The 13256-nt window shown below is 62.9% G+C and carries 13 protein-coding genes; 7 read left to right on the top strand and 6 right to left on the bottom strand.

Annotated features, from left to right (window positions below; genetic code table 11):
- Nucleotides 1-33: 33 nt before the first annotated feature.
- From ABIE40_RS06635 to ABIE40_RS06620, 4 genes are all read left to right on the top strand, one after another.
- Complete coding sequence (locus tag ABIE40_RS06635; protein ID WP_112718778.1) at nucleotides 34-1107, top strand: adenylate/guanylate cyclase domain-containing protein; 1074 nt, start codon at nucleotides 34-36, stop codon at nucleotides 1105-1107.
- 45 nt (nucleotides 1108-1152) lie between these two features.
- On the top strand, nucleotides 1153-2511 hold the full coding sequence (locus ABIE40_RS06630; protein WP_199628807.1) for an esterase-like activity of phytase family protein: 1359 nt from the start codon (nucleotides 1153-1155) through the stop codon (nucleotides 2509-2511).
- Between the two features lie 38 nt (nucleotides 2512-2549).
- Nucleotides 2550-3185: a P-loop NTPase family protein gene (locus tag ABIE40_RS06625; protein WP_354540980.1), complete on the top strand. Its 636-nt coding sequence runs from the start codon at nucleotides 2550-2552 to the stop codon at nucleotides 3183-3185.
- A 103-nt stretch (nucleotides 3186-3288) separates the two neighbouring features.
- Nucleotides 3289-3618 carry an HNH endonuclease gene (locus ABIE40_RS06620; protein WP_112718780.1) on the top strand — a complete coding sequence of 110 codons (330 nt, stop codon included), beginning with the start codon at nucleotides 3289-3291 and terminating at the stop codon, nucleotides 3616-3618.
- Nucleotides 3619-3628: 10 nt separating this feature from the next.
- Here the strand turns inward: ABIE40_RS06620 and ABIE40_RS06615 are convergent, their stop codons facing one another.
- The 4 genes from ABIE40_RS06615 to ABIE40_RS06600 all read right to left on the bottom strand — a co-directional run bounded on the left by ABIE40_RS06615 (nucleotide 3629) and on the right by ABIE40_RS06600 (nucleotide 6652).
- Nucleotides 3629-4036 (bottom strand): DUF1801 domain-containing protein, encoded by a 408-nt coding sequence (locus ABIE40_RS06615; protein ID WP_199628808.1) that lies wholly within the window; start codon nucleotides 4034-4036, stop codon nucleotides 3629-3631.
- Between the two features lie 73 nt (nucleotides 4037-4109).
- Nucleotides 4110-5300, bottom strand: coding sequence for a TCR/Tet family MFS transporter (locus ABIE40_RS06610; RefSeq protein ID WP_199628809.1), 1191 nt, complete (start codon nucleotides 5298-5300; stop codon nucleotides 4110-4112).
- Nucleotides 5301-5559: 259 nt separating this feature from the next.
- Nucleotides 5560-5934 (bottom strand): VOC family protein, encoded by a 375-nt coding sequence (locus tag ABIE40_RS06605; RefSeq protein WP_199628810.1) that lies wholly within the window; start codon nucleotides 5932-5934, stop codon nucleotides 5560-5562.
- Between the two features lie 4 nt (nucleotides 5935-5938).
- Nucleotides 5939-6652: an SDR family oxidoreductase gene (locus tag ABIE40_RS06600; protein ID WP_112718784.1), complete on the bottom strand. Its 714-nt coding sequence runs from the start codon at nucleotides 6650-6652 to the stop codon at nucleotides 5939-5941.
- Between the two features lie 119 nt (nucleotides 6653-6771).
- Here ABIE40_RS06600 and ABIE40_RS06595 point away from each other — a divergent pair, with 119 nt between their 5' ends.
- The 3 genes from ABIE40_RS06595 to ABIE40_RS06585 all read left to right on the top strand — a co-directional run bounded on the left by ABIE40_RS06595 (nucleotide 6772) and on the right by ABIE40_RS06585 (nucleotide 9455).
- The gene (locus ABIE40_RS06595; protein WP_199628811.1) at nucleotides 6772-7671 is read left to right on the top strand and encodes a LysR family transcriptional regulator; all 900 of its coding nucleotides are present in this window, start codon (nucleotides 6772-6774) and stop codon (nucleotides 7669-7671) included.
- 52 nt (nucleotides 7672-7723) lie between these two features.
- Nucleotides 7724-8644 carry a LysR family transcriptional regulator gene (locus tag ABIE40_RS06590; protein WP_354540979.1) on the top strand — a complete coding sequence of 307 codons (921 nt, stop codon included), beginning with the start codon at nucleotides 7724-7726 and terminating at the stop codon, nucleotides 8642-8644.
- 133 nt (nucleotides 8645-8777) lie between these two features.
- Nucleotides 8778-9455, top strand: a complete 678-nt coding sequence (locus ABIE40_RS06585; protein ID WP_199628812.1) for a glutathione S-transferase family protein — start codon at nucleotides 8778-8780, stop codon at nucleotides 9453-9455.
- Between the two features lie 45 nt (nucleotides 9456-9500).
- Here the strand turns inward: ABIE40_RS06585 and ppx are convergent, their stop codons facing one another.
- Nucleotides 9501-11024 carry an exopolyphosphatase gene (gene ppx / locus ABIE40_RS06580; protein WP_130282748.1) on the bottom strand — a complete coding sequence of 508 codons (1524 nt, stop codon included), beginning with the start codon at nucleotides 11022-11024 and terminating at the stop codon, nucleotides 9501-9503.
- Nucleotides 11025-11034: 10 nt separating this feature from the next.
- A complete protein-coding gene (locus ABIE40_RS06575; RefSeq protein WP_112718788.1) occupies nucleotides 11035-13239 on the bottom strand; it encodes an RNA degradosome polyphosphate kinase in 2205 nt (734 codons plus the stop codon).
- Nucleotides 13240-13256: the final 17 nt, after the last annotated feature.

Genomic DNA, 13256 nt, shown 5'->3' with positions numbered 1-13256 from the left:
CGGACACTATCAGGCAAATCAAGGCGATGGCGCATGCGAGAAATTTCTCCAGTCCAGAACTGGCTGCTTTTGACGCTGGTCATGGCTGGCAGCGGCGTGCTCTACGACGTCCTGTTTTACGGCGACAGCCGGCCGTTCATCGGCGCCACCTTTGCCCTGTTCATCGGCATGCCGATCCTCGCCTTCGAGCGCAAGGCGATCCTGCGCGGGCTGTCGCGGCGCATCCAGAAGCTGCCGACATTCACCTATTTCCTGGCGCAGCTTTTCATCTACGAAGTGCTGATGAGCGCCGGCTTTGCCGTTGCCGGCGTTCTCCTGCGCGCCGTTGGCGCCATCCAGCCGACCTCGTGGATCGAGGCCACCATCCTGCCGTTCAACGTCTTCATGTATGCGCTCGTCGTCTGCGCGGCGATCATCTTCGTCGTGCGGGTGCGCGAGTTGCTTGGGCGAGACGTGTTCCTGGCGATGCTGACCAGCCGCTACCGCAATCCGGTCAGCGAGGAGCGCATCTTCCTGTTCGTCGATCTCGTCGATTCCACGCCCTTCGCCGAGAAGCATGGCGATCTGCGCGCCCAGCAGATGTTGAATTCGCTGTTTGCCGCCTTTGCCGAACCGGTGCGCCGCAACAGGGGCACGATCGACGATTACGTCGGCGATTCCGCCATCATCACCTGGCCGCTTGCCCGCGGCATGAAGAATGGCCGCTGCGTGCGCTGCGTCTTCGATATCCTGAACGCGATCGAGAAAGAGGCGCCAAGCTGGCTGAAGCAGTATGGGCAGGTGCCGCGGCTGCGCGCAGCGCTCCACGGCGGTTTCGTCATCACTGCGGAAATCGGCGTCGATCACCACAAGATCACCTATTTCGGCGACACGGTGAATACGACCTCGCGGCTTGAATCGCTCTGCAAGACGCTGAACCGGCCGATCCTCATTTCCAGCGAGCTCGCCAACCGGATGACGCTGCCCGACTTCGTCAATGCCGAGGATCTCGGCATGCACGCGCTGAAGGGCCGCGGCCAGGGGCTTGGCGTCATGGCGCTCGCCCAGGCCATTCCAGCTTCTGCACAGTCACCAAAGCTTCACTCAACCGTCAATTCGGCGACATAGATCGGCTGCTAATCGGGACCGCCACTTCATTTTTTGGGGGTCTCCATGAAAAAAGCTCTTTTCGCTTCCGTTTCCTTGTTTATTTTGATTGCGACGTCCGCTTCGGCCGACCAGCAGGAATTTACCGCCACTCTTGCTGGACAGGCGATCCTGCCTGCCAACACGATGACACCGGCTCCTGCCGATGCCCCTGAATTTCTCAAGCATTCCGGCAAGTTCACCACGCCGGACCGCAAGCGCACCGAGGCGCTCGGCACCGTGCCGGGCAAGGACGGCGCACGCGTGACCGATATCAAGCTGCCGTTCGACGGCCAGCCGATCCAGGGCTTCTCCGGCATCAAGACGATGCCCGACGGCACCTTCTGGACCCTCTCGGACAACGGCTTCGGCTCAAAGTTCACCTCGTCGGACTCGATGCTCTTCCTGCACCGGATGAAGTTCGACTGGGCGACGAACAAGGCTGACGTCGTCGAGAACCTGTTCCTCTCCGACCCGAACAAGATCGCCCCCTTCCCGATCGTGATGGAAGGCTCGGACAAGCGGTACCTGACCGGCGCCGATTTCGACATCGAATCCGTGCAGCCGGTCGCCGACGGTTTCTGGCTCGGCGACGAGTTCGGTCCTTACCTCCTGAAGTTCGACACCAAGGGTCAGCTCACCGACGTCATTCCGACGACCGTCGACGGCAAGCCGGTCATCTCGCCCGACAACGCGCTGATCCAGCTGCCGGGCACGCCGGTCGGCAAGAACCCGGTCTTCAACCTGAAGCGCTCCGGCGGTTTCGAAGGTCTCGCCATGTCGAAGGACGGCAGCAAGCTTTACGGCCTGCTCGAAGGCGCGCTCTATCAGGACGACGGCAAGATGGAGACGGTTGACGGCCACACGGCGATCCGCGTCATCGAGTTCGACGTCGCCTCGAAGAAGTGGACCGGCCGTAGCTGGTTCTACCCGTTCGAAGACAAGGGCGCCTCGATCGGCGACTTCAACATGCTGGACGAAACGACCGCGCTCGTCATCGAACGCGACAACGGCGCCGGCACGAAGGACAAGGCCTGCGCCGATCCGAAGCAGCCGAAGCCGGATTGCTTCGAGGCTCCGGCCGAGCTGAAGCGCGTCTACAAGATCGAGTTCAACGATGCCAACGCAGGCAAGGCCGTCCGCAAGATCGGCTACATCGACCTGCTCAACATCAAGGACCCCGACAACAAGAAGAAGGCCGGCAGCAAGGATGGCGTCTACGACATGCCGTTCGTGACGATCGAGAATGTCGATCGCGTCGATGCCACACATATCATCATCGGTAACGACAACAACCTGCCCTTCTCGGCCGGCCGCGCCGTCGATAAGGCCGACAACAACGAGTTCAGCCTGCTCGAAGTCGGCGACTTCCTGAACGCCAAGTAAGCGCCGGATCCGGTTCGCAAAACGGGGAGCGTCCGGCCATGGCCGGGCGCTTCTTTTTGTATTGGGCGATATCATTGCGCTGCCGCCGGAATCGCGTAGTGATGCGCGGACATCCCGCGAAAATTGCTCTTTGCTTGGTCAAGACAATGAAGTTGCAGAGGCTGATCGTCACCGGTGCAAATGGGACCGGCAAGACCCACTTTGCCAGAGGGCTGGCGGCGGCACGTCCTGACATTCCCCTCATTTCCTATGATGCCATTAAACTTACCAGCGAGTGGAAACGCCGCCCGCAATCCGAAATCGCGGCAGCGCTTTCAGATGTCATTCAGGGCCGCAGCTGGATTCTGGAAGGCGGCCCAAGCCTGCTGCCTCAAGCCATCAAATACGCCGACGGCGTCATGTGGCTAGATCCTCCTGAATGGCTAAGAGCCTGGCGCCTGTTTGCACGGCCTCTCCGCAATCTCGGAAAGACGCGACCGGAGCTTCCCGATGGCAATGTCGATTGGCCGTGGCAGCAATACGGATTTGCGATACGAAGCCTGCGAAATCGCACCAGATTTCAAAGTGATATCACCGCTCAGCTCGCCGCCGCGAGCGCTTTGCGCGTCTGGCGCATCAGAAGCGCGACGGAGGGCGCGTCAGCGATTGCTGAATGGCAACACACTGTGGCTTAGGATGCAGATAACGAGCGGCATCGAACCCGCATCTCCACACGATCTATGTGATGACAGAGCCCCTCCCCAGCGATACTTTGCCCGCCGGTTCAAGGGTATCCTCATGGCAAGGAAGCGCGATCGCGAGGTGAAGTCCTGGTACGAGGCCCCGGCGCCGGCGGTCTGTCCGCTCTGCGGGCGCGTCGTGCCGGAAGATCAGCGTGACGAGCATCATCTGGTGCCGAAGAGCCGTGGCGGGCGCGAGACGCAGGTGCTGCACCGCATCTGCCACCGGCAAATCCACGCGCTGTTCTCAGAAGCGGAGCTGGAAAAGTCCTATCCGACGATCCCGCAGCTGCTGGAACATCCTGCCATCCGGAAATTCGTCGCCTGGGTGCGCAAGAAGCCGCCGGGCTTCTACGACGGGACGCGGAAAAGCGGTCTGCGGCGGTGATCGCGCGGCGTCACATCTTGACGCCCGGCAATGCCGCCGCCTGCCTGATCCATGCGGCAAACTGCACCTCATCCATCGCGTCTGTCTCGCGGATATCGAGATAGCGGACCTCGGCCTGTTTCGATTGTCCGGGCGGGATGGGATCGAGCAAGGCGCCCTGGAAGAACGAGACCTTCACGTATCTCTCGAAGCAGTGGAGGCCCAGAAACCAGGTCTTCTCGCCTGCCCCATAAAGCGGCGAATTCCATTTGACCGCCTTGCGCACGCCGGGAAGGGCTTGCTGCACCAGCCGATCGATATTGCGGCAGACCTCCTGCTTCCAGCCTGGGACGGCGTCGATATTGGCCTGGACCGGAGCGTCGCCCTCCCCCTTCGGTATCTGCGGGTTGCCGCCCGCCAGTAGTTTCGGCTTCTCCAACGGTGTCCTCCTTCCGTTTCAGTGAAGGAGCCTAGCAGAAGGCGGGCTCTCTGTCCGCCTTCTGCCGGGCGTGTCAGGCGGGCATCGGCTCGCGCTTGGCGAGCTTCAGGCCGAGAACCAGCGGAATGCCGATCGCATAGAGCGCGACAACCGAGAGCCAGATGGCGCCCGGCCAGGCATCGCGCACCACGAAATAGAAGCTCGAAAAGCCGAGCGGCGCGATGATCGAGGCAAGGCTGACGACCGAGGCGAGCACGCCCTGGAACTGGCCCTGCTGGTCTTCGCCGACCTGGCGGGTCGCCAGTGACTGCAGCGCGGGAACGCCGATGCCGCCGAGGGCAAAGAGCGGCATGATCGCAAAGATCATCCAGCCCTCGGTCGCAAAGGCCATGATGGCAAGCGCGATGCAGACGGCGCCGACGCCGGTGAGGATGGCCGTGCGCTCGCCGAGCAGTTTGACGGCAGGCCCCGGCAGGAAAGCCTGCGACAAGGTCTGGCAGATGCCGAAGGTGCCGAGCGAAAGCCCGATCCAGAGGCCGTTCCAGTGGAAGGCATCGCTGCCCCATAGCGCCCAGCAGGTGCCGTAGGCTTCGCCGGTGCCGCTGAAGACAAAGAAGATCAGGATCACCGGCAACAGGCTCTTCATCGAGAAGATCCAGCGCAGCGGCCGCAACGGATTGAGCGCGGCAAGATCGATCCTCTCGCGGCTCGGCTTGCGCGTTTCCGGCAGCACGGCGAATGCCAGCAGGAGATTGGCAGCGTTCAGCACTGCCGCGGCGATGAAGGGCAGCCGCAGCCAATAGTCCCCGAGCGCGCCGCCAAGGACGGGGCCGATGATGAAACCGATGCCGAACATGGCGTTCAGCAGGCCGAAGCGTCTGGCGCGCATCTCGGGCGGCGAGATATCGGTCACGTAGGCGGTGGCGACGGAAACATTGGCGCTGGTCAGCCCGGCAATGGCACGGCCGATCAGCAGCAGCCAGAGATTGGGCGCGAAGGCGAGCACCAGATAGTTGATGGCCGCGCCGCCAAGCGAGATCAGCAGAACGGGGCGGCGGCCGAGCCGGTCGCTGAGCGCGCCGAGAACGGGCGCAAAGACGAACTGCATGGCGGCATAAAGCGCGGTCATGATGCCGATATACTGGGCCACCTTATCGGCATGGGTGACCTCCTGCAGCAGCGAGGGGAGAATGGGGAAGATGAGGCCAATGCCGACGGCATCGAGGACAATGGCAGTGAGTATGATAACAAGCGGTTTGTTCATGGCGCGATCCTATCGACGCAAACGCGCGGCGCGCACGCCGGGAGCTTGCGATTGGGGCCTGACGAGGTCAGGCATTACAGGTTTGGGAAACGCTGGCCGAACCATGCGCATAGCGGGCATGGCTGACTTGTACTCGGCCGCCTGGACGACAATTCGTCCACCTGTTTACTCACGCCGATGGCGGATCAAGGGAAGCAGCCGCTTTTCGCGACCGGGATGATGTACACCCGGCCGCAGGCTGCGGCAAGCCCTGCTCCATTCAGTTGACCGCTTCGCCTTCGCGGAAGACGAGCTCAAGGAGGATGCCGCCCGGCGTGCGGACGAAGAGCCGGCGCTCGCCGAGATCCGGCAGATCCATGGTGGAATAGGGTATGGCTGCGGTGTCGAGCTTCCGGCGATAGGCGTCATAGCCTTCCAGCCGGAAGCCGACATGGTCGATCGTCTCCGCATTGCGGCCAACGGCGGCGGCGCCGCCGGGGATCAGGTGAACGACAGGTTCGCCGCCGCTATAGAGCCAGTAGCCGGGGAAGCCGAAATCGGGTCGGCTTCCCGTGGTCAGGCCGAGCAGGTCTTCGAGAAAACGCCTGGTCGCCTCCAGATCGGCAGTGCGTAGCGTAACGTGATCGATGAGCATGGCATCACCCGATCACGCCACCGCCATCGACGCGGACGGTCGAGCCGGTTGCGAAAGGCGTCGTCATCAGGAACAAGACGGCATTGGCGATATCGGAAGGCTTGCCCACCGTCTTTGCCGGCAATGAGCCCGCGACACGCTCGAACATCGCGTTGCGGTTCATCTCGTCCATCTTCGACCAGAGCGGCGTATCGATCAGACCTGGCGAGACGGTGTTGACACGCGCCGGGGAGAGTTCGAGCGCGAGGCCCCGAGCCAGCGATTCCAGCGCCGCATTGATGGCGCCCTGGAGCACAGAAGATGCCGAGGGGCGCTCGCTCAGGAAGCCGGAAATGAAGGTCAGCGAGCCGCGTTCGGCAAGCTTTGCTGCCCGGGCGATGCGATAGGCGCCCCAGAACTTGCTCTCCATGGCGCGCTTGGCGTCGTCGAGCGAAAGCTTGCGCACCGGGCCGGAGGGCGTCTGCGCCGCGGAGATGACGATGTGGTCCCATGCTTCGTTTGCCGTGAAGAAGGCGTCGATCCCAGCCTCATCGGCGGTGTCGATGGCGGCGGTGCGCACGCCCTGCCCGATCCGGCTGGCGGCTTCGGCAAGCTTGTCTGCCGAGCGGGATGCGATCGTGACTGCGGCACCGGCGGCTGCCGCCTGCTCTGCAACGGCCAGACCGATACCGGAACTGCCGCCGACCACGAGAACGCGTTGATTTGCAAGGGATGTCATCTGCTGCTCTCCTCTTTGCGGCAACCGTGCCGCCGTTTCGATGAGGCGACAATAGTCCGGCGCCTCTCTTGCCGGAACGGAGATTGTCGTCGACTGTCTCTTGCGATATTAGCAAGAATATGAGCGACAATTTTCTCGACATGCTGGTCTTCGTGCGCGTCGTGCAGGCGGGAAGCCTCTCCGCGGCGGCACGCGAACTGAACTTCTCGCTGACCGTCGTCAGCCGCAAGCTGTCTCGGCTTGAGGAGAGGCTCGGCGTGCGGCTGGTCAACCGGACGACGCGCTCGCTGGCGCTGACGGAGGAAGGGGCGCGCTTCTACGAACGCTGCGTGCAGATCCTCGCCGAGATCGAGGATGCCGAGACGGAAGCGTCGAGCGGACGGGATACGGCAAGCGGGCTTCTCAAGGTCACGTCGACCTTTGCCTTCGGCTGCCGCTGGCTGGCGCCGATCCTACAGGAATTCCAGGAGGCGCATCCGGAGCTTCTGGTGCATCTCGATACCGATGACGGCGTCGTCAATATCGTCGAGGAAGGCTACGACCTTGCCGTGCGCTTCGGGGCGCTTTCGGATTCCAGCCTGATCGCCCGGCAGATCGCCCCGAACCGCCGCGTCATCTGCGCCTCCCCCACCTATCTCGACCGCCGCGGGCGGCCCACGGCGATCGACGACCTGCCCGGCCATGACGTGATCGCCTTCGGCGAGCCGCCCAACACGCACTGGGTCTTTGCCGACGGGCGCAGCGCCAATGTCCGGTCCAAGCTGACGACGAACAATGGCGAGCTCGCGCATCGCTGGGCACTAGCCGGCGCCGGGCTGGTGCTGAAATCGATCTGGGATGTGCGCGACGATATCGATAGCGGCAAACTCGAAATCGTGCTGCCGGAGGCGAGGCTCGCGGCAGCGCCGATCCACGTCGTCTTCCCTCACAGCCGCTTGGCGGCGGCGAAGGTCCGGCTGTGCATCGACTTCCTGTCGCAGCGGCTGCGCAAGGCCGCTGTTGCCGAGACAGCGCTATGACCAAGTGGCGGGCTCATGTAATGAGTTCAGCTCCAGATAGGGGAAAGCGCCGTTGAGCCAGCGAATTTCCGATTTCGACGCCAGCCTGCTGATGACATTCGACACGCTTCTGAAGGAGCCGAATGTCACGCGGGCGGCGGCGCGGCTGAACATCAGCCAGTCCGCGCTTTCCGCCCGCCTGAACCGGCTCCGGCATCTGCTCAACGATCCGCTGTTCATCCCCTCCGTCTCCGGCCGCGGAATGACGCCGACGCCTCATGCCGTCGCCCTTCAGCCGGAACTCACCCGGCTGCTGGAGCGCTTCGAGGATTTCGTCAACACCGCCCATCTCTTCGATCCGGCGACGAGCAAGCGGGTTTTCCGGATCGCCGCGACCGATAATCCCGCCGCCATCCTGGCGCCCGATCTCATTCCGCTGATCAAGGCGCATGCGCCCGAGGTCAGGATCGCCTTCACCCTGCCCGACAAATCGAAGATCGCCGGGCTGCTGGAACAGGGCGAAATCGATCTCTTCGTCGGCGCGGCGGAAGACGGATCGAATGAGCTGATATCGCGCACGCTCTTCGAAGAGAAGTTCATGACCGCCCAGAGGCGCGGCCACCCCAGGGGAATGCGGGAGCTGACGCTCGACGAATTCTGTGCCCTCGACCACCTGTTGATCTCCACCAGCGGCGGGCATTTCACCGGCATGATCGACAATGCGCTGGCCGAGACCGGCCGCGAGCGGCGGGTGTCCGTATCGGTGCAGAGCTATGCGATGGCGCCGCTGGTGCTGGCGAGCACCGACTGCATCTGCACATTGCCGCTTCGCTTCCTGCGGCGCTTCACCGATACGCTCGATCTGTTCGAGCCGCCGGTGGCGCTCTCGCCGTTCAGCATCAATCTGTTCTGGCACCCGCGCATGCGCGCCGATCCTGCGCATAGCTGGCTCAGGAAGATGGTGATGAGCGCCTCACGGCCAGCCAAGAGCTGAACGCGGCAACGGGCGGAGATATCGACCGGCGCGCTAGGTGCGATCCACAGGATCGATTGGTCAAGGTTCTCTTGCACCGGCATGGTCGCGGCACGCCTTCCCCTCGCGAAGGCCGCGACAAAGGATATAGCCGATGCTTGATTTCTATTTTCACGCGACACCGAACTCGATGAAAGTGGCGGTGCTGCTGCACGAACTCGACCTCGCCTTCAAGGTTCACCCGATCGATATCTTCAAGGGCGAGCAGCACGCGCCCGAGTTTCTGAAGATCAATCCCAATGGCAAGGTCCCTGCCCTCAGCGATGACGGCGTGACGGTCTTCGATTCCCACGCCATCCTGCTCTATCTCGCCGGGAAGCATGGGCGCTTCATTCCCGCCGGTGCCGTCGAGAAGGCGGCGATGCTGTCCTGGCTGCAGCTGGTGGCGACCGGCCTCTCGCCGTTCTCGGGACAGGCGATCCACTTCCTGCACTATGCGCCGGAGGATATCCCCTATGCGAAGAACCGCTACGTGAAGGAGCTGGAGCGTCACTACCGGGTGCTCGAGCAGCGCCTCGGCGCATCCGCCTGGCTGGCAGGAGCCGAATACAGCATTGCCGACATGGCGCTGTGGGGCTGGGCGACATCTGCCGGCTATGTGTTCGGCGAAAAAGGCTTGGACGACTATCCCAACGTCGCCCGCTTCATGCAGACGATGGCGGAGCGGCCTGCCGTCCAGCGCGCCCTGCTGCTGAAGCAGGAGCATACGTTCAAGCACACGCTCGACGAGGAAACGCGCAAGGCGCTGTTCCCGCAGAACGCCGCCGCCTAACTGAGACAAACGGGAATGCGGCCGGAAGACCGCATTCCCTGAGACTTATTCGAAAACGAAGGCGAGGCGCTTGTTGGTGAGCTTCGCAAGCTGCTGCAGGCGGCCGTCGAGGCGTTCGCCGGTGAAGTCGTGGTATTCGTGCGGCACGACGAGCTCGATGTCGATATCGGGCTGCGCCGACTTGCGGAAATGCAGGTTCTTCACCAGGCCCGGCATCGATGCCGAGAACAGGTAGACGACGCGCAGCATGCCACCCAGCAACTTGGCGCGGTCGACGAATTGCGGGCCGGCGATGGTCGCCAGCGGCGCCGTCGAGCCGTCGTCATGCAGCCCCTCGAAGCGGTAGTAATTGGTCAGCGCGATGAAGGCGCGGCCCGGGTGGCTGATGCCGACGAAGGACGAGTGGGCAATCAGGTTCAGCGCCTGCAGGCCGCGATAATCAGGATGCGCGCGCCAGCTGATATCGGCGAGCAGGCAGGCAGCCTGGCGGTAGCGGGATTCTTCTTCGGTCTCGGTGATGCCGAAGCAGGGCATCATCCGGCCGGTCCATTCGGCCAGTTCGCGCGCATGCTCGGGCGAACGGGCACGCAGGATCGCCAGCTCACCGGCCGCGGCCAGCAACGGATCGGCGCGGCGTTCGCCTTCCGACAGCAGCGAATAGAGATAGCCTTCGCGAACGCCCTGCGCCGAGAAGGAAATGATCGAGGGCTTCATGGCGCTCAACACTTCCTTCATGGCGACGGCGCCAAAGGGAAGCAGCGCGCGGCGATGCTTGGAGACCGCCTGGAAGGCCGGGTCCTTACTGTCTCTTGCGACTTCCACCTGATCGAGAAACTGCATCATGCTGTCGAGCGTGACTTCGTAGCCCTGCATCATGTGCAGCGGATACTGGGTCATCTCCATGTGCAGCTTGGCGATGTTTCGCCAGGTGCCGCCGACGGCATAGAAGGTCCGGCCGGTGCCCTTCCCCAGGATCTTCGTGGCGCTGCGCACATGCTTGCGGGCAAAGCTACGGGCCTTGTCGAGCGAGCCGCCGGCATATTCTGACAGGCGCAGGCCGCCGAGCGGCAGCGTGATGCCGGTGCCGATCTCGCGCTCCCTGATATCGATGAGCTCCAGCGAGCCGCCGCCGAGGTCGCCGGCGATACCATCCGGATGGAAGAAGCCGCTGACGATGCCGAGGGCAGAGAACTTTGCTTCTTCCTCGCCCGAGAGCACGCGCACCTTGCGCTTCAGGATAGTCTCGGCCTTGTGGATGAAATCCGGGCCGTTGGAGGCTTCGCGTGCGGCAGCGGTCGCGAGCACATACATGGTCGCGGCGCGGGCCTGATCGGACAGGGCTTTGAAACGGTGGAGAGCTGTCAGCGCCCGGTTGACGCTGTCCTCGTCCATCTTGCCGGTCAGCGCGATGCCTTTGCCGAGGCCACACAGAACCTTTTCGTTGAAAAGGATCGCAGGCGAGCGCGACATACCTTCATAGATGACCACGCGGATCGAGTTCGACCCGATATCGACGACGGAGACCGGGGCAATCCCTGGCAGGCGCCCCTGGGCTTCTGATTCAACCATGCAGGTCCAGTTATCTCTTGGTCCGGCCGGAAAGCAGACCGGCAATCAGCTTGGGCGCACTGGATTTCAGGGCTTCACCGCGGCCGGAAAGGCTGGGGTTGGTCATGAAATACTGCTGCGCGTTGAACGGCTCCTCGCCCTTGCGCACCTCCATGCGCCTGGACGTTCCGTCGGGCAATATCTCGTAGCTTTGCTGATTGTCAATGATATTGCCCAGCATGATCTGGGACAAAACCTGCTCCTTGACCGTCGGATTGGTCAGCGGCACCAGCGTCTCGACACGGCGGTCGAGGTTGCGCGGCATCATGTCGGCCGATCCGATATAGACGAGCGCCTTGTCCGACGGCAGGCCATAACCGTTGCCGAAGCAGAAGATGCGGCTGTGTTCGAGGAAGCGGCCGACGATCGACTTGACGCGGATATTCTCCGACAGGCCGGGGACCTGCGGACGCAGGCAGCAGATGCCGCGAACGACCAGATCGATCTCCACGCCGGCATGGCTTGCCGTATAGAGCGCGTCGATGATCTCGGGGTCGACAAGCGCGTTCATCTTCATCCAGATCGCCGCCGGAGCGCCGTTCTTTGCATGCATGATCTCTTCGTCGATGTGACGCAGGATGCGCGAGCGCAGCGTATAGGGCGAGACCGCCAGCTTCATGCTTTCTTCCGGCTCGCCATAGCCGGTGATGAAGTTGAAGATATTCGCCATGTCATGGGCGATCACGGGATTGCAGGTGAAGAAAGACAGGTCGGTGTAGATCTTCGCGGTGATCGGGTGATAGTTGCCGGTGCCGAGATGGCAGTAGCTGCGTAGCTTGCCCTCCTCGCGGCGAACCACCAGCGACATCTTCGAATGGGTCTTCAGTTCGATGAAGCCGAAGACGACCTGCACGCCGGCGCGCTCTAGGTCGCGCGCCCAGCGGATGTTCGCCTCTTCGTCGAAACGCGCCTTGAGCTCGACCAGCGCCGTCACCGACTTGCCGGATTCGGCCGCATCGATCAGCGCACGGACGATCGGGCTGTCGTTGGAGGTGCGGTAAAGCGTCTGCTTTATCGCCAGAACGTCAGGATCGCGCGCAGCCTGGAGAAGGAACTGGACCACCACGTCGAAGGACTCGTAGGGGTGGTGAACCACCATGTCCTTCTCGCGGATGGCGGCGAAGCAGTCGCCGGCATGCTCGCGGACACGTTCGGGAAATCGGGCATTGTAGGGCGGAAACCGAAGATCGTCGCGCGGCGCCTTGGTGATCTCCGACAGCGTGTTCAGCGCCAGCAGGCCCGGCAGAACGGCGATACGGTTTTCGGGAACGCTGAGCGCCTGGACGACGAAATGGCGCAGCGAGGCCGGCATTTCGGAATCGGTCTCGATGCGGATCACCTTGCCGCGGCGGCGGCGCTTCAGCGCCGTTTCGAAGAAGCGCACGAGATCTTCGGCTTCTTCTTCGACTTCGATATCGCTGTCGCGGATGATGCGGAACGTACCCGAACCCTGCACCTCATAGCCCGGGTAGAGCCGGTGGATGAAGATGTTGGCGACGTCCTCGAGCGTGATGTAGCGGATCGTGTTGCCATCATCGGGCAGGCGCACGAAACGGTCGAGCGCCGGCGGCAGGCGCAACAGCGCCGTCATCGGCTCGCGGCCATGCTTGCTGGCGAGCTGCAGGCCGATCGAGAAGCCGAGGTTCGGGATGAACGGGAACGGATGGGCGGGGTCGATCGACAGCGGCGTCAGGACCGGGAAGATCGCCTGCTCGAATTCGGTCGCCAGCCACTGACGGTCGGTGTCGCTAAGCGCGCCCGGGCGGACGATCAGGATGTCCTCGCGGGCGAGATACTGCTGGAGAACTGCAAGCGATGCCTGCTGCTCCATCTGCAGATTATCGATCTCCTGCAGGATCGCATCGAGCTGCTCGGCCGGCGTCTTGCCGTCGGGCGTGCGTACGGCGATGTTCTGGCGCACCTGGGCCTCAAGGCCGGCGACGCGCACCATGAAGAATTCGTCGAGGTTGGCAGCCGAGATCGACAGGAAGCGGACACGCTCAAGCAGCGGATGCTCTGTGTTCAGCGTCTCCTCGAGAACGCGGCGATTGAACTGCAGCCAGGAAAATTCCCGGTTGATGAAGCGCTCGGGGCTCTGCAGCAATTCTGCAAGTGGAGGGACGGCGGAGGACGCTTCCGGCTTCGGTTCCTGATGCTCCGCAACTGCACTGTCCATAGGCCGATCCGTCCCCT

It is taken from the genome of Rhizobium sp. OAE497, assembly GCF_040546565.1.
Taxonomy (GTDB): domain Bacteria; phylum Pseudomonadota; class Alphaproteobacteria; order Rhizobiales; family Rhizobiaceae; genus Rhizobium.
This window is presented reverse-complemented; position numbering and strand designations above follow the sequence as displayed.

Coding starts and splice junctions, on each gene's coding strand:
- ABIE40_RS06635 (WP_112718778.1), top strand. CDS start 34: ATGCGAGAAATTTCTCCAGTCCAGAACTGGCTGCTTTTGACGCTGGTC.
- ABIE40_RS06630 (WP_199628807.1), top strand. CDS start 1,153: ATGAAAAAAGCTCTTTTCGCTTCCGTTTCCTTGTTTATTTTGATTGCG.
- ABIE40_RS06625 (WP_354540980.1), top strand. CDS start 2,550: ATGGCCGGGCGCTTCTTTTTGTATTGGGCGATATCATTGCGCTGCCGC.
- ABIE40_RS06620 (WP_112718780.1), top strand. CDS start 3,289: ATGGCAAGGAAGCGCGATCGCGAGGTGAAGTCCTGGTACGAGGCCCCG.
- ABIE40_RS06610 (WP_199628809.1), bottom strand. CDS start 5,300: ATGAACAAACCGCTTGTTATCATACTCACTGCCATTGTCCTCGATGCC.
- ABIE40_RS06605 (WP_199628810.1), bottom strand. CDS start 5,934: ATGCTCATCGATCACGTTACGCTACGCACTGCCGATCTGGAGGCGACC.
- ABIE40_RS06600 (WP_112718784.1), bottom strand. CDS start 6,652: ATGACATCCCTTGCAAATCAACGCGTTCTCGTGGTCGGCGGCAGTTCC.
- ABIE40_RS06595 (WP_199628811.1), top strand. CDS start 6,772: ATGAGCGACAATTTTCTCGACATGCTGGTCTTCGTGCGCGTCGTGCAG.
- ABIE40_RS06585 (WP_199628812.1), top strand. CDS start 8,778: ATGCTTGATTTCTATTTTCACGCGACACCGAACTCGATGAAAGTGGCG.
- ppx (WP_130282748.1), bottom strand. CDS start 11,024: ATGGTTGAATCAGAAGCCCAGGGGCGCCTGCCAGGGATTGCCCCGGTC.
- ABIE40_RS06575 (WP_112718788.1), bottom strand. CDS start 13,239: ATGGACAGTGCAGTTGCGGAGCATCAGGAACCGAAGCCGGAAGCGTCC.